Consider the following 15009-nt stretch of genomic DNA (forward strand, 5'->3'; position numbering starts at 1 on the left):
TTGTCAACTTTTAATACATCGATAGGCTGATTTATTCCCGCTTGTAATATTGCATGCCGTCTTTATCATTGCTTTCCAAAGATCGAGGCTCTATGAATGCGTAATTCGGAATGTTGTGATACAGGTGTCGGAGGAGGCAAGCCGCCCGTGAGTGATGCTGCTATACCCGGCTGCGTGCTGTCACGCGGCGAGACTCTTAGCGATCAGGCCACCAAAGCGCTGCGCCTCAGAATCATGAGTGGCGACTTCAAGGTCGGCGCCAAGCTGCCTTCTGAGAACATACTGGCGCGCGATCTGGACGTCAGCCGAACGGTAATTCGCGAGGCGGTGTCACGCCTCAAGGCTGAGGGGCTCTTGATTGCGCGGCAGGGCCGCGCCGCCTTCGTGCTTCGCAACCGGCCGCGGCGCGGCTTCGCCATCTCAGAAAGCGACGTCGAAGACATTGACTGCCTATCGCAGATACTGGAGCTGCGTCTCGGGATCGAGGTCGCTGCGGCTGCCCTAGCCGCCCAGCGCTGTACGCCTGACGCCCTTGAAGACTTGTGGGCAGCGATCGCGGAATTCCGGACCTCGCGCGCCGGACAGTCCGTCTGTGCCAACGCCTGCGCCGAAGCGGACCTAAAGTTCCATCGCTCGATTATAGATTTGACCGAGAACGATTACTTCATCGACCTCTTCAGTTACCTCTCGGCCTCGCTGCGCCTTGCGATCGAACTCGGGCTGCAGGCGGCCCCGGCGCGGGAGGATGACCGCCCTGAGGCGCTCGCCGAACACGAAGCCATCGCCGCAGCTATCGAAGCCAATGATTCAGAGGGCGCAGCCGCGCGAATGCGCGAGCACTTGCATCGATCCAACCGCCGCCTGATCGAGCAGTTGACCACGGAGTAGGAACGCGCGCCATGACAATCTCGAACACTCTTGTCACCATCCTCAGCGAGCCGCGTCATCTGGTGATCGCCGTCAGCGGCGGCGTTGACAGCCTGACCTTGTCGGCCGTCGCTGATTTGGCGCGTGGCGGGACCTCTATGACGCTGTGTCACGCCGTGTCCCCGGCAGTGCCCGCCCACGCGACGGACCGTGTCAAGCGCTTCGCCGACGAGCGCGATCTGCCGCTCCACCTCATCGATGCCGAGGAGATGCAGGATCCGGACTACACCGCCAATCCGGTCAACCGCTGCTATTTCTGTAAGTCGAACCTTTACCGCCGCCTCGCTCCGTTGGTGTCCGAAGGCACGATCTGCGCCGGAACCAACGTTGACGATCTCGGGGACTATCGCCCCGGCCTCACAGCCGCAGACGAACATGACGTTCGCCACCCGTTCGTTGAAGCCGGCCTCGCAAAGGCCGATATCCGCAATCTGGCTCGGTCTATGGGGCTCGGCGACGTGGCCGAGCTGCCTGCCGCGCCCTGCCTTGCAAGCCGGATCGAGACCGGGCTGCGCGTCACGCCCCGCGATCTGAAAATCATCGACCGGGTTGAAGGCGCACTGCGCGACTGCCTCGGCCCGGTGACTCTGCGCTGCCGGCGTCGGCGGACCGGGCTCGTCATTGAGATCGATCCGGAACTGTTCGCCGCAATCACGAAGAGTGAATTGGCCACGCTGACCAGCCTCGCGCGACACCACGCAGACGCGAATGGGGGCTCCGGATTGTCCCTATCCTTCGAGGCCTACAGCCGTGGGAGCGCGTTTCTTCATGCCTGATCCGACGAACAGCCGCGCCGACGTTTCTTTCGACCGCAACCGTGCGAAGAGGATTGGCTTGGAAGAAGCCGTTCTCGCGCAGCACAAGAGCGTCGAGCAGATCGCCGGAATTCTATCCGATGCGATCGCCGAGGATCGGCGCCTCCTTCTTACTCGGTTAGCCCCCGCACAGGTCGCAGCCCTGCCCGCACACATCAGCGCCCGGCTTGACTATTGTCGTGACTCGTACACTGCCATTCTGGGTCCCTGCCCCGTCCAATCTGGGCCGCGCCAAGTCGCGTTGGTCAGCGCCGGAACCTCGGACCACCGGCCGTTATCCGAGACGCGGCGCGTACTGGCCTATTCCGGCGTCGCCGCCGAGACGATCGCCGATGTCGGGGTCGCCGGGCTCTGGCGCCTGCTGCAGAGGGAAAGCGAACTGCGCGAGATGTCGGTCATACTCGTTTTCGCCGGAATGGACGCTGCCTTGCCGAGCGTGGTTGCCGGTTTGGTGCCAAGTCTCGTAATCGCAGTGCCGACCTCCGTCGGATACGGTGTGGCCGAAGGAGGCCGGGTTGCGCTCGACTCGGCGCTCGCTAGCTGCGCCCCAGGGGTCTTGGTCGTCAACATCGACAACGGGTACGGCGCGGCTTGCGCTGCGCTGCGGTTCCTCAACGCAGCCACGGCTGCCCGATGATCGCATCGCGGCAGAGGATACACGATGGCTGAAACGAGGGTTAGGATACGCAAGCGGAAGACGCTGACCGACCAGCTCTACGGTCAGATCCTTGAGCAGATCGTGTCAGGCCAGCTGCAAGAGGGAGATAAGTTGCCCTCGGAGCATCAGATATGCGATGCATTCGCGGTCTCGCGCCCGGTGGTCCGCGAGGCACTGCGGAGGCTGCAGGAAGACCACCTGATCGAAAGCCGCCGTGGCGTCGGCTCGTTCGTCCGCAAGCGTCCGCCGCAGGGGCTCATCGAGTATGCCAGCGCAGACAGCGTGGCCGGTCTGATGCGCGCTATGGAGGCGCGGATGACAGTCGAAAGTGCGACCGCCCGCATGGCTGCCCAACGCGCCGACTCGGCTGACCTGACCAAGATATCGGACGCGCTCGACGCGTTGGAGCAGTCGATGGCCCTGCGTCAGCCGTCGCGGGATCCGGATTTCGCGTTCCACCTCGCCGTGGCTGAGGCCAGCCACAACGAGGTCTATGTGGCTATGCTGCAATCCGCGCAGGAGGTCATGCAACGCGCGATCGATGTCGCGCAGTCGATCACCCGTGGCGGTAGCCAGGCGCGAGTCGACAGAGTTCTGCTCGAACACCGGCAGATTTACGAAGCGATCCTCTCTCGCGACGCGGAGGCCGCTGGGCTGAGCATGGCCTACCACTTGTTGCAGGCCCGTCAGAGGATCACCGACCACGCGCGCGAGGAATGATGGCGCGGGGGCAAAGCCGTGCTTTGCAGAAACCAAGGACATTCTGACCAACCTAGGTTCAGGACTTCGGTAACGGGTCGTCTCCAATGTCTTATGCGGGGTGTGGCGTCTGGCCGCGGAGGAAGGAACCGGGGGAATGCGGCCGGTTCCTTGTCTTGGATCAGGTCGCCATTTCGGCCGCCGGGGTTTCGACCGGGACGAGCGTGACCTTCTGAATGTCATGCATGACAGCCTTGGTGCCGTTTTTGCGCATGACCAGCGGTCCGATCCCGACCCTGCGACCGGCAGCTTTCTCGAGTTTTTCCGTCACCTGGTCCTTGAAGCTCTCCAGTGCCGTGAGCCGCTCGACTGCATCATCGCCGATATATCCGAAGTCATTCGGATTCAGGGCCCGCAGGATGGACTCGAGAAAGTTTTCCGCCTGTGTGATGCCGAACATCGTTTCTTCTTTCGGGAGGTGATCCAGCATCCATTGGACACTCTCATCGCTCGCGTTATCCGGAATATGCCGGCGGACTTTCCGGTCCATCGAGTTGTCCAGCTGACCAAAGGATGCACACGGGTACTGGTTCTCCCAGACATCTTCCGCCGTGTCCTGGGAAAGGAACCCATCGTACTTGAGTTCCTGTTGAGGGTCGTGCTCCCAAGCCACCTTGTGATGCTCGGTGCAGACCATCTCGTGGATGACGATATCCTTCAGGGTGTGTTCCCAGGGCAGGAAAAACGGGCTGAAGTCACCCTCGGGCTGGTCGAAATCGACCGGATGAAGAAATAGGTCTCGCCGATGATGTAGCGCATGTCAGCTCTCCGTCTTGCGTTCGGGCATGAAGCCCAGCTTGCGCATGAGCGCCCTGCTCTGCCGTTTCGTCATCATCATCGACGAGAAAAGTCCGAATTCAGGAATGTCCTCGACCGGAAGCAGAGGTGTTTCGCGAAACGGGGCCTCGTCGCCGTCCGAACTCAGGTCGGGCCAGCGGTCGCTCGTGAGCCAGGTGGCGCCCTTGCCGCGCAGCTCCATCGCCGAGCGAAGGCAGATCTCGTTCCGCCAGAAACTCTCGGCCAGATCGGGCGCCATGAGGACGCCACTGAAGGTGTACGGCTTGTGCCGGGAGTTCGGGACAAGCATGGCGATGACGTCGTAGGTTTCGGACTCGCTTTTCGCAAGGAAGGCATTGACGGATCCTTCGAAGTCCAGGACGTGGCTGTATCGAGCGGTGAATTCTTTCATGCCCAAGGCGTGAAGGATAAAGCTGTCTTTGTCAACATCCTGTCTGTTAATTCTTGAATTTCGCATTTGACAGCTTGCCCTGTTTTTCCTATGTAACGGGTGTCGCCGGGAGGTCCGGTTGACAAAATACTATGCGGAGGTCGCAATGGGTAAGGAAAACGGCAAGGTTGCCGTCATCATCGGACGCTTTCAGTCCTTCCACCGTGGACACGGTGAGCTGCTTCGCAAGGCAGCAGAAATCTCCCCGAACATCTTGGTGCTTGTCGGATCCTCGTTCCGTCCACGGACGCCGAAGAACTGGTTCACGTTTCGCGAGCGTCGTGGCTTCATCGAGGCCGCTGCCGAGGACATGGGCATCGATGCCGACATCGGGTGCCTCCCGCTTGTCGATACGCTTTACGACAACGACGCCTGGTGCAACAACGTCCGTACGGCGGTCAATCTTCACAAACAGAACACCGGCCTCGACCGGGACGCGGACGTCGTGATCGTGGGCTACGAGAAGGATGCGTCGAGTGACTACCTGAACTGGTTCCGTAGTTGGGGATGGCAGGAAGCCTACATCGACGCGATCTGCGACGGCGGAGACGTGCTGAACGCCACGGATCTGCGCAAGGCCGTCATGTGCAACGGGGCGGCCGGGGCTCGCATGCTGGCGGGGACCCACGGCGAGGCGAACGTCGAGCGACTTCTGAGCTGGGTCGACGCCAACCCGGAAACGATGGCTTACCTCAAGTCGGAAGCCGACTACGAGGACGCCTACAAGGCGAAGGTGGCCGAAGCCGAGGAAATCTTCGGGTTCGCGATCCCCGTGAATACCGCCGACAACGTGGTGACGCAGAACGGGAACATCCTGCTGGTAACCCGGAAGAACGCGCCAGGAAAGGACCTGTACGCCCTCCCCGGCGGGCATATCGAACGCGACGAGACGTCCCTCGAGGCCGCAATCCGCGAACTGCGTCAGGAAACGAAGCTGAATATGCCGGCCGGGGCGATCAAGGGCCGCCTGAAGGATCGCCGGATCTTCGATCACCCGAAGCGTTCTGCGCGGGCCTGGGTGCGGACCGAGGTCTTTCACTTCGATCTCGAGGGCCGGGCAAAGCCCGAGAAGGTCAAGGGTGGCGACGACGCCAAGGAGGCGTTCTGGAAGCCGATCAACGAGCTGACGCCGGACATGTTCTTCGAGGACCACTTCGACATCATCCAGTCGATGGTTCCGAACGTGCCATTCGCCTACTCGTCGATTCTGATGAGCGCGATCCACTGAATTCAAGAATTCCGCGCCGTGGTGGCGCGGATGCCCCGGGTGGGCCTGGAGGTCAGGACACCCCTAAAAATCCAACCGAAGAGGACCTGGAAAAATGGAAATGACCCAACCGCAGGCGTTGTTCGACAACGCCATACCCGCAGACAATCTTCTGCTCGACACCGACTCCTACAAATAGGCGCACCCGCGCCAATACCCGGCCGGAACCGAGTACTGCTTCTCCTACATCGAGCCTCGGAAAGCCGATGGCGAGATCGATCACGTGCTGTTCTTCGGCCTGCAGATGGAACTGGCGAAGCTGGCCGGATCGGCGGTGTCGCGCACCTGGTGAATAGCGTCGGCACCGACAACGTCCCTGCCCTCGTCGCCGCGCGCAACTACTACGGGGCCGACATGGCGGCCTTCTCGATCCCGGCGAGCGAGCACTCCACGGCAACCGCCGGCGGCCGTGATGGCGAGCTCGAGTTCATGCGCGCCTACCTGGCAGCCTACCCGACCGGCGCGATCTCGGCTGTGGCGGATTCCTATGACCTCTGGCACTTCCTCAACGTGATCCTGGGCAAGGAGCTGCGGAAGGAGATCCTGGAGCGGGACGGCGTCCTCGTGGTACGGCCCGACAGCGGCGACCCGGTGGAGATCGTACCGGAGGTCATCGAGGCCCTGATGGTGAAGTTCGGGTTCGATTACACGGAAACCGGCTACAAGATCCTGAATCCGAAGGTGCGCGTCATCCAGGGTGACGGCGTCGACCAGGCGTCGATCCTGAAAATCATGGACGCCATGATGGATCGTGGGCTGGCCATCGGGAACGTCGTGTTCGGCATGGGTGGCGGCCTGCATCACTCGTTGCGGCGCAGGACGGACGTCTTGTAAATGCAATCATCTGCTTGATCCACGGTCCGCGTTCGGAGAGTTCCGGGGAATGCGCCGGATGCCTGGTCGACCGTCCCGATTGTCGAAGATCCCCATGAGTAATCTGTCCGGATAACTGTCCCGGCCAGATTGGTGCCGGAGAAGACCTTGTAGGTTCCGTCCGGTTGTCGCCACGCCTTTACGACAACGGTGTCAGGGGATCGCGTGCGGACCGTATTCGTCGAAGTCGACTCTGTGGAATCGACGTACATCGAGGAGCGGGCAACTTCCATCCAGCTGCCACCGACAGAAACATCGATTACGCATTCGCCGGATTTGGTCGTGGGACTCATCGGGTCATCAACTCGGGTCGTGGTGACGATGTGGACCTCGTAGTACGATGCTTCGACGTTGGAGACGGCGGCCAGGGTCTGAGTGGAATCCTGCGGAACGTCGAATGGGCCGAAGATCTCGTCTTTCGCCGGCTTGACGCCTCCGGACGTCCCGGTGCCGTCTTTCCCGTTGACGACATCGACCCACTCGGTGCCGTCACAGAACATGAGCTGCTGGTCGGTGGAGTTGTAGTAGACCGACCCTTCCCAGGTCCGGCTTTCCGCATCAAGGTTGCCAGCCGGGCCGGCCACGGTGGCCCCGCTGCTGTTCGGCATGAGGCTCAGAACGGTGTCGTTTGCCGTGAGGGTGGGTTCAGGGCATTGTGCAGCGGCCGCGGCTGGGAAAGCAGCCAGGGCTGCCATAGTCAGAAGAAAACGTTTCATGATTATGCGTCCTCGCAATTTTGTCGCGCAAGAATAGAGCTCTATTCTTAACTATGGATTGAGGGTGCGAAATGCAAACCAGGGCGCTGTGACCGCCGGAATGACGTCTCGATCTGTGCCATGAGTGTGCTCAACGGATCAGCACCCTGAATTGAAATTTCGATTGGGTGCCCGGTCCTGGGGGCGCAACATTGCCGTGCGGCGGGTCGCCTGCTACACTTTATGCGTGCAATTCCTCTACTGCTTTGCACGATTTTGCCTCCCCCGGTGTCGCTACATGCGCACCGGGGTTTTCTTTTTCAGGATCAGGTGGTCACGTACTCGCGTGTCAGTTCGCCGAGATCGTCGAATTCCCGCCGGCGACCGGTCAGAGGATGACGGTGCCAGCCATCCGGTTCACCGACACCGTCCCATGCCGTGAGAGCATCTTTCGCCATTTCGTAGGTCTTGTAGCACCACCGGTCGTCGTACCCGGACGTGTCGCCGATGCGGCCGACGATGATAGCCGTCGTGAACATAAGATCGAGAAGACATGCGAAGCGGCCATCTTCGAGATCGCGGATCTCGGAATATCCTTCCTGGGTGAGCAGGAATGTGAAGAAGGCAGCGGTCTCGAAATTTCCGGATGTCTCGGTCGTCATCGCTCGTCCAGGATCATGAAAATGTACAGGAACAGTGTCACGTGCCTGTACGGTTGTGAAGCCCGGTCATGGAGCCGGAGTGGCGCTCGGAGTGAAATCGTTCGCCAGATCCCGTGCGTCGTCCCACGTCAGGATGCAGTCGCGACGTTTCCCGTCTTTCCAGGTTTTGGGTTCCCCGAGGTTGATGTGCGGCATCGCGCGCAGGGCCACGCCGTGGGTGTCGCACCATCCTTTGTCGATGCCGGCACCCATGAAGCCGCACGGGTGCGCGCCGGAGACAGGGTTGTGGCCCGGGCCGCCCTCGAGAAGCATCGGGCCCTCTTCGGTTTCGATGAAATCGAGCGTGCAGGACAGGTCATCCCTTGCCCACTTACGTGAAATAGTCGGGTGTTTTCCGCCGCGGCGCACGAATTCGAGATCCAGGATCCGGGTTTCGATTTCCAGCTCCTTCGCCTTGTCGACGATGCGCTGGGCGCTGTCCGCAGCCTCGAGGGCCCTGAATGCATTTTCAGGTTCCGGGTCGCAAATCCACGCGTAGTAGGATGACACACCGACCACGGTCCCGTGCTCGACGAAAACCCGCCATTCGCAGGGCCACTGTCCCTTCCCCGCAAAGATGCTTCCATGGCGATGGGGATCCTCGGCTTCGAGAAACCGGGATGCGGTGATCCAGGGACGGGCCAGGAAATGGATGTCCAGGTCCGGGCTGGAGTGGCCTTTCGCGTAGAGACCGACGGTGCGTTCGTCGCGGGTGTCGATGCATCGCCTGTTTCCGGCCGTGATGTACCCTGGGCCCAGTTTCATGCCGCCGCCGAGATCCGTGAACTCCGATGCGCCTTCGATCAGTCCCGTGCCGGCCACGGCCTTGAGGAGGCTGCTCCCGCTGATGTGGGAGCGCACCATGTACCCGGACGGCACGTCGTCCATTGCGTCGTATAGGCTCTGGTGCAGTTCTTCGGTGCTGCGACCGGCAGGATGCGCATCGGTATCCCGGGCTACGATTTCTGACCTGAAGGCCTTTTCGAAGTGGCGTTTGATCGGCTTCCGGATGGCCTCCGGAATCTTGACCTCGCCCGCGACCTTCCCGAATTCCTCTTCCGAGAGGCTCAGGATCGTTCTCGCGGGCACGGTTGGCACACCCGCCATTTCGGCCATCGCCAGCCAGTGACGGGTGTCGCAGGCATCGATTGGACTCCGGCCCGGAGCGGTGATGTCTTCGGGCTGCTGCCAGGTCGCCTGCTCGGCCTCGGCAAACTGCTGCGCCTCCGCAACTCCCTGTACGGCGGTCCGGAGGGACTTGGGTCCCTTCATCGCTTCCTTGAGCGTCATGCCGGCGAGGCGACGCGCTTCGCCGATCCTGGATTGCATGTTGCCGCTCACCGTTGCCCTGGTGACGAAATCGAGGAGTTTCTGCTTGTCCACGGTTGGTGTCCTTCGCCTGAAGTTCGAAGTGGGTTACGGGGTCACCGAGGGAGCGGCCGGCTCATCGTCGACAGTGGCGTCAAGTTCGGGCGCGAGTGGTGTGAAGTTGCCCATCGAAAGACCCATGTCCCGCGGGCGGCAGCTTGTCGGCCTGCCCGCCTGGGCCGCAGCAACCTCGTTCAGCGGCCGTTCTCGATCCTGGCCGCGCAGCTGGGACATGTCGTCGGGCTCCACTCGGAGGAGGATGGGGTTGATGTTGTTTTCGCGTGGCGCGACGATCTCGATGATCTTGCCGGTCCACCCATCGGTGTGCACCACGTCCTGGCCGAGGTGGTAGATCTCTCCGTCCATATTTTCCACGCGCTCGATTCCGTCAGCCATGGCTCACCTCTATTCTGTTTGTTCTATACGGATATATCGGCTCCGCGCGCAACAGTGAAGAATAGAATATCGTATTTTTCCTTGGTGAGCGCGAGGTTGAAATAGCAGTTCCCGCTCAGGTTCCAGGATGCCCGCCCCGAGACGAGCTGGCTCCCGATACTCTCGTTCGTCTGGATCGCTTCGAGCATCGCGCGTATGGCCTGGTCGATCTGTTCGGCCAGCGAACGGGACACTGGCAGCAGTTCACCCTCAGCCGACCCGGAGTGATCGCCGAAAACGACCGCTCCATCCTCGATGGCGAAGGACACGTCAACGTGGTCCAGGAGTGTGACTTCCCGTCCTTCCGGAATATCTCCGGACAGGATCGTTCGTATCTCCTCCCGCGGTAAGGTGATGTCTTTGGCGAAATCGACCTCCCGGCGGTCGTAGTGTCGGATGCGGGCATCTCCTCCCGGGATCCATCGGATCTCGCCGCTTCCACCCCAGTCCTGGGCCCAGTCGTTCTTCACGTGGGCCATCAGTTCCAGGCCCAGCCCGTAGATCTCGTTTTCCGGAAGATGCATCCGTTCGATTTCACGATACGTGAGAAACCGTGCCTGCTTGGTGAGGAAGTTCACCGTCTGGACTTCGGCCGTGCCCTCACGTCCGAAGTGGCGCATGATGACCTCCTTCACGCCATGCGCCTGCAGGAGGCGTGCAAGACTTTTAAAGGAGTACTCCACGCCTTCTCTCCCGGTGCCGTCCGTCAGGGATCTGCAAGTCGGACTTAAGCCTGCGTAAAGTGACCGCCGAAACCGCGCGTTTAGATTCCCGGGCCCATTTCCGAAGAAAACGGATGGATCATGATGACCGAGAACGAGGACAAGGCGGCAGTTCAGGACGAGTACGAGATCGGCCGGTATAAATCCGGTCCCAAGATCCTGCAGAGCATCACTCTCCCGGTCATGGAAAATCTCCTCGTCTCGTTCGATTGTTCGGTGAGCTGGCCTGATGAGCCGGACATTCCGCCATTCATGCGGGTCGAGACGTCCGGAGGCGTGACGTTCAACGTGAACGTCATCGATGCGGACGACGAATTCGTAGAGAAGATCGATGACCCCGGGCGCCTCGTCACGATGGGCGCCAACTTCGACATCCAGGACGAAACGCGGCCGTCCATCGATCTTCTGGATCTCGCAAACAAGTGGAATGCGTCGGTCTTCAATTCGACGGCCTGTGTCCAGGAAGGGCGCCTCTGCCTGGACTACACCATCCTCGGGCAAGGCATCGTTTCGACCCAGTTCGTGGCCCAGCTGCAGGAATGGTTCGAGATCATCTCTGATTTCATCAGGTTCGTGTTCGAGGAATGCGGGCTGCCTGATCGATCTTAATCCTTGGAAAACCGAGGCCGTGGTAGCTTCGCGCAATCTCAAGGTGGTGAAGATATGAAACCCGCAAAGGTTCTATTTCTGACGGTCGGAAATGCTGCTCTTGTCGGCGTGTCTGCAGTCGTGCTGTCCGGTGAGGATCCTGCGTCGGCTCCCGAACTTGGTCCGGTGCCCGTCCAGGTCACCAGTTTGGCAGATATCGAGGTGGATACCGGGGTCGATGTGCCCCTTTCGTCAAAGTCGCCGCATCCGGATATCCCGCAGGAGACGGCGGCAGAGATCACGGTATCCCGCAAATCGCCCGAGCTCGTTGTCGCCGAGCCTCGAGACCGGGATGACCTGGTTGCGGTCTCAGGCCTGGTTTCGAAGGTGAACGCAGTTCCGGACGTTGAGAAGGATTTCCCATCGGACGTCTCCACGCAGGGAGACGTATTCGATCCGGGCCCGCAGCCGACCGAGGTCATCGCGGGTGCTGGTTATCCGGCGATGATCGACATGGCGTCCGGATTCAGAGTGTCCATGGGGTCCGACGTGGAAACTCCCGATCCCGGCGTTGCGTCCTGGCCGCTTCTCGGAAACGAGTATCGTGCGAATGATTTCGCCGGTTATTGCCAGGCCGTCGTTTACGCGAACACCCCGGACGGATCCTTCCTGTGGAGCCCCGATCTGAAGCCAGCGGAACATGATGCCCTGTTGGACATTCAGAAGCGAATGGAAGACCCGACAGTGCAGAATGAGGACGGCGTCGGCAACGGCCCGAGGGCCTGGATGGTGTGCATGGAGCCCGATGCGGGATCTGGGAAATCGTTCGTCTCCGCGGACGCGCTCGCCCGTCTCGATGGCGTTGCGCTGGGCCCGGCGACGCGTCTGACGCCGATGCGAGGAGACGTGAAGTGAGCGACGAGCTGCTCCAGGATTTCATCAACGAGACGCTCGAGAGCCTGTCGGAACTCGACGTGCACCTGATCGACCTGGAGAGCGATCCGAACAATCCCGATCTGCTCGACAAGATTTTCCGGGTCCTGCACACGATCAAGGGAACCGCGGGATTCCTGAACCTCAAGACGCTTGGCAGGATCGCCCACGCGGCCGAAGGTCTGCTCGATTGCTACCGAGACGGTGCTCCCGTGGATGCGGATGGCATCACGGTGATCCTGGCCGCACTCGACGCGATCAAGGACACGATCAACGAGATCGACCCTGAAACCGGGCGGGAGCCGGACGAGGATCAGAAGATCCTGCTCGATCTTATCCGGGATGTTGCCGAGGCCGCGAAGGAGGCGCCCCGGGAGGGTGACCAGAGTGCAATCGAACTTCCCTGCGAAGACGATGCGGTCGAAGAGCAATCTTCGGAGACGGCCGAAGAGGAGGATGCGCCGGCCACCGTTTCCGAGAGTACCCAGGCCGCCTCGCCGGCGGGAGAGGGTGCCAGCCCTGCCCTTGCCCGTGCGCCTGAGCCGCAGGGACCGAAGTCCGTTCGTATCGGGGTAGAGCGCCTCGATAACCTGATGGATCTCGTCGGAGAACTGGTTCTGGTACGCAACCACATCCAGCAGATTGCCCGCTCCGTGAGTGATCGGGCTCTCAACACGCCGGTCCAGAACCTTTCCCAGATCGCCTCCGAGCTCCAGGACAGCGTCATGCAGACGCGGATGCAGCCGGTGGGAAATGCCTTCAAGGCCTACCATCGGACTGTGCGGGATCTTTCCAAGGAGCTCGACAAGCAGATCAATCTCGAACTGGTCGGCGAGGAAACCGAAATCGACAGGCAGGTGCTGGAACTGATCCGGGACCCGCTGACGCACATGGTGCGCAACTGCGCTGATCATGCACTCGAAAACACCGAAGAGCGCCTGGAGGCCGGCAAACCGAAGCGGGGCACCATCCGCCTCGAGGCATGCCACGAGGGAGGTTTCATCATCATCCGGATCGAGGATGACGGTCGCGGCATCAACGTCGATCAGGTCCGCAAGAAGGCACTCGAACGCGGGATCGTCACGAAAGACCAGATCTCCGCAATGTCGGATAACCGGCTTCGCTCGCTGATTTTCGAGCCTGGGTTTTCGACGTCAGAGGCCGTATCGGCGGTTTCGGGGCGCGGCGTCGGCATGGACGTGGTGAAGACAAACATCGAGAAACTGGGCGGCACCATCACTGTCGACAGCGAGGAAGGTGTCGGGACCGTCTTTTCCATCAAGATCCCGCTGACGCTCGCAATCATTTCCGCGTTCTCGGTGTCGGTCGGCGACGAGGTCTTCGCGATCCCGCAGCTCAACATTGTCGAAATCATGGATCACTCGCATGCCAGCCCGAGCTATGCACTGGAGACCATCAACGGGGAGAAGTTCCTGAGATTGCGAGGATCGGTCTATCCGCTGATCGACATGGCGTCGGCTTTCGGGATCGAAGGGAATGGGGCAACAACCGTGCTCGTCTGCCAGGTCGGGTCCGAGATCTTCGGTATCCTGGTGGACCGGGTGCTCGACACAGAGGAAATCGTTGTGAAGCCTCTCAGCAAGGCTTTGAAAGACGTGAAGGTCTATTCCGGAAACACGATCCTTGGCGATGGACGTGTGATCATGATCATCGATCCCAACGGTTTGTTTTCCACGTTCGACATTCCGGCCAAGGTGTCCGATGAGGAAGGTGACGAGCCGGTCGAGGTCGAGAACGACATTCTCCAGGTCGTGCTGTTTCGTGCCGGCGGGCACATGCCCAGGGCCGTTCACCTGTCAGTCGTGGCTCGCATCAGCCAGATCGAGACCGCCAACATCCACCGGGTGTCTGATGGCCGTTTGATGGTTCAGAACGGAGACTCCGTCCTGCCCCTGGTGTGCCCTGTAGGCTATTCGCCTGACTGGGAACGGTGCGAGCAGAAGGTGATCATCTTCGAAGACGAGGATTCCTCCATGGGGATGCTCGTCGACGAGATCCTGGACGTGGTGGAAACAGACGTGGTGATCGACATTTCTTCCGATACCAACGGGATCATCGGAACCGCGGTCATCAATTCGACCGCGACCGAGATCGTCGACGTGAGCCACTATCTCGACGAGGCCGTCCACAACTGGTTCAATGGGGAGCAGCGGTACCGGGTGCGTGAAGAAGTCCGCGTGCTGATCGTGGACGACAGCCAGTTCTTCCGAAACATCCTGTTCTCGATGCTGGCCTCGAGGGGATACGAGGTGAAGGTTGCTTGCGGACCGGAAGAAGCGCTCGACATGATGTCGCGCAATGAGTTCGATGTTCTCGTGAGTGACATCGAGATGCCGAGAATGACCGGTCTCGACCTTATACGCCGCATTCGCAACGAGGGTCCCCAAAGCAATATCCGGGCGGTTGCGATCTCGTCTCATGGCCTGGACGAAGACCGTGCCGCCGGTCTCGAGGCGGGGTTCGACGCCTACCTGTCCAAGACGGACAGGGCCAGCATTTTCGAGTTCCTGCTCGGATCGGATGAGAAAAGAATCAGAGAAGACGCATGACCACCGACAGCGCCAGAATGCACGACACCCGCCCCCACCTGATGTTCGAGGTTGCCGACAACGTCGTCGCGGTGTCGATCAACCACGTGAAGGATGTTCTCTTCGAGGCTCGGGTGACGAAGGTTCCGCTGGCCAGCAAGGAGGTCTACGGAGTTCTCAACCTGCGCGGCCGCATCGTCACGGCCATCAGTAGTCGTGCGATCCTGAAAATGGCCCCTCGGGACCCCGGTGACGATTTCACGGCCATCGTGGTGGAATATCATGGCGAAGACTACGCCGTCATCGTCGACAAGGTGATCGAAACCGTCGACCTGCCCGATATAGAACGCGAAGAAACGCCGCGGACCATGGACCCACACTGGCGGCGCATGCTGTCGGGTATCTACAAGATCGAGGACCGGTTGCTTCCGATCCTCGATCTCGACCAGATGTTCTCGTTCCTGGATGACGGCATCATCCAGGTGAGTTGA

The 15009-nt window shown here is 60.7% G+C and carries 19 protein-coding genes; 11 read left to right on the top strand and 8 right to left on the bottom strand.

Going from position 1 to position 15009, the window contains the following annotated elements:
• Positions 1 to 147: 147 nt before the first annotated feature.
• The 4 genes from SALMUC_RS20135 to SALMUC_RS20150 are packed head-to-tail and all read left to right on the top strand — an operon-like array spanning position 148 to position 3120.
• On the top strand, positions 148 to 888 hold the full coding sequence (locus tag SALMUC_RS20135; RefSeq protein ID WP_020040092.1) for a FadR/GntR family transcriptional regulator: 741 nt from the start codon (positions 148 to 150) through the stop codon (positions 886 to 888).
• 11 nt (positions 889 to 899) lie between these two features.
• On the top strand, positions 900 to 1703 hold the full coding sequence (gene larE / locus SALMUC_RS20140; protein WP_020040091.1) for an ATP-dependent sacrificial sulfur transferase LarE: 804 nt from the start codon (positions 900 to 902) through the stop codon (positions 1701 to 1703).
• A complete protein-coding gene (larB, locus tag SALMUC_RS20145) occupies positions 1696 to 2379 on the top strand; it encodes a nickel pincer cofactor biosynthesis protein LarB (protein ID WP_037372468.1) in 684 nt (227 codons plus the stop codon). The genes larE and larB overlap by 8 nt, the downstream gene beginning before the upstream one ends.
• 24 nt (positions 2380 to 2403) lie before the next feature.
• On the top strand, positions 2404 to 3120 hold the full coding sequence (locus tag SALMUC_RS20150; protein ID WP_020040089.1) for a FadR/GntR family transcriptional regulator: 717 nt from the start codon (positions 2404 to 2406) through the stop codon (positions 3118 to 3120).
• Positions 3121 to 3280: 160 nt separating this feature from the next.
• On the opposite strand, the gene SALMUC_RS30040 is transcribed toward SALMUC_RS20150, so the two are convergent.
• Together SALMUC_RS30040 and SALMUC_RS20165 are read right to left on the bottom strand one after the other, a co-directional pair.
• Entirely contained in the window at positions 3281 to 3796 is a 516-nt protein-coding gene (locus tag SALMUC_RS30040; RefSeq protein ID WP_156883579.1) for a hypothetical protein, read from the bottom strand.
• Between the two features lie 123 nt (positions 3797 to 3919).
• Positions 3920 to 4348, bottom strand: a complete 429-nt coding sequence (locus tag SALMUC_RS20165) for a hypothetical protein (protein ID WP_020040086.1) — start codon at positions 4346 to 4348, stop codon at positions 3920 to 3922.
• A 145-nt stretch (positions 4349 to 4493) separates the two neighbouring features.
• Here SALMUC_RS20165 and SALMUC_RS20170 point away from each other — a divergent pair, with 145 nt between their 5' ends.
• The gene (locus SALMUC_RS20170; RefSeq protein ID WP_020040085.1) at positions 4494 to 5615 is read left to right on the top strand and encodes an NUDIX domain-containing protein; all 1122 of its coding nucleotides are present in this window, start codon (positions 4494 to 4496) and stop codon (positions 5613 to 5615) included.
• A 52-nt stretch (positions 5616 to 5667) separates the two neighbouring features.
• Here the strand turns inward: SALMUC_RS20170 and SALMUC_RS31250 are convergent, their stop codons facing one another.
• The gene (locus tag SALMUC_RS31250) at positions 5668 to 5877 is read right to left on the bottom strand and encodes a hypothetical protein (RefSeq protein WP_198014636.1); all 210 of its coding nucleotides are present in this window, start codon (positions 5875 to 5877) and stop codon (positions 5668 to 5670) included.
• Here SALMUC_RS31250 and SALMUC_RS31255 point away from each other — a divergent pair.
• Both SALMUC_RS31255 and SALMUC_RS20175 read left to right on the top strand, forming a co-directional pair.
• Positions 5842 to 5946 carry a hypothetical protein gene (locus SALMUC_RS31255; RefSeq protein WP_198014645.1) on the top strand — a complete coding sequence of 35 codons (105 nt, stop codon included), beginning with the start codon at positions 5842 to 5844 and terminating at the stop codon, positions 5944 to 5946. The two genes, SALMUC_RS31250 and SALMUC_RS31255, sit on opposite strands and share 36 nt — an antisense overlap.
• Entirely contained in the window at positions 5943 to 6488 is a 546-nt protein-coding gene (locus SALMUC_RS20175) for a hypothetical protein (RefSeq protein ID WP_020040084.1), read from the top strand. Before SALMUC_RS31255 ends, SALMUC_RS20175 begins: the two co-directional genes overlap by 4 nt.
• Here the strand turns inward: SALMUC_RS20175 and SALMUC_RS20180 are convergent.
• From SALMUC_RS20180 to SALMUC_RS20200, 5 genes are all read right to left on the bottom strand, one after another.
• Complete coding sequence (locus tag SALMUC_RS20180) at positions 6455 to 7243, bottom strand: hypothetical protein (RefSeq protein ID WP_020040083.1); 789 nt, start codon at positions 7241 to 7243, stop codon at positions 6455 to 6457. The two genes, SALMUC_RS20175 and SALMUC_RS20180, sit on opposite strands and share 34 nt — an antisense overlap.
• A 305-nt stretch (positions 7244 to 7548) precedes the next feature.
• The gene (locus SALMUC_RS20185) at positions 7549 to 7884 is read right to left on the bottom strand and encodes a hypothetical protein (protein ID WP_020040082.1); all 336 of its coding nucleotides are present in this window, start codon (positions 7882 to 7884) and stop codon (positions 7549 to 7551) included.
• Between the two features lie 66 nt (positions 7885 to 7950).
• Positions 7951 to 9306, bottom strand: coding sequence for an ATP-grasp domain-containing protein (locus SALMUC_RS20190; RefSeq protein ID WP_020040081.1), 1356 nt, complete (start codon positions 9304 to 9306; stop codon positions 7951 to 7953).
• Positions 9307 to 9339: 33 nt separating this feature from the next.
• On the bottom strand, positions 9340 to 9687 hold the full coding sequence (locus tag SALMUC_RS20195; RefSeq protein ID WP_020040080.1) for a hypothetical protein: 348 nt from the start codon (positions 9685 to 9687) through the stop codon (positions 9340 to 9342).
• Positions 9688 to 9710: 23 nt separating this feature from the next.
• Positions 9711 to 10409 carry a hypothetical protein gene (locus tag SALMUC_RS20200; protein ID WP_020040079.1) on the bottom strand — a complete coding sequence of 233 codons (699 nt, stop codon included), beginning with the start codon at positions 10407 to 10409 and terminating at the stop codon, positions 9711 to 9713.
• A 120-nt stretch (positions 10410 to 10529) separates the two neighbouring features.
• Here SALMUC_RS20200 and SALMUC_RS20205 point away from each other — a divergent pair, with 120 nt between their 5' ends.
• From SALMUC_RS20205 to SALMUC_RS20220, 4 genes are read left to right on the top strand one after another with little or no spacing between them, the layout of a single operon-like run.
• Entirely contained in the window at positions 10530 to 11057 is a 528-nt protein-coding gene (locus SALMUC_RS20205) for a YbjN domain-containing protein (RefSeq protein ID WP_020040078.1), read from the top strand.
• A 54-nt stretch (positions 11058 to 11111) separates the two neighbouring features.
• Positions 11112 to 11951: a hypothetical protein gene (locus SALMUC_RS30045; RefSeq protein ID WP_156883580.1), complete on the top strand. Its 840-nt coding sequence runs from the start codon at positions 11112 to 11114 to the stop codon at positions 11949 to 11951.
• Positions 11948 to 14539: a hybrid sensor histidine kinase/response regulator gene (locus SALMUC_RS20215; protein ID WP_020040076.1), complete on the top strand. Its 2592-nt coding sequence runs from the start codon at positions 11948 to 11950 to the stop codon at positions 14537 to 14539. The genes SALMUC_RS30045 and SALMUC_RS20215 overlap by 4 nt, the downstream gene beginning before the upstream one ends.
• Positions 14536 to 15009, top strand: a complete 474-nt coding sequence (locus SALMUC_RS20220) for a chemotaxis protein CheW (protein ID WP_020040075.1) — start codon at positions 14536 to 14538, stop codon at positions 15007 to 15009. Before SALMUC_RS20215 ends, SALMUC_RS20220 begins: the two co-directional genes overlap by 4 nt.

This window comes from Salipiger mucosus DSM 16094, assembly GCF_000442255.1.
In the GTDB taxonomy this organism is placed as follows: Bacteria; Pseudomonadota; Alphaproteobacteria; order Rhodobacterales; family Rhodobacteraceae; genus Salipiger; species Salipiger mucosus.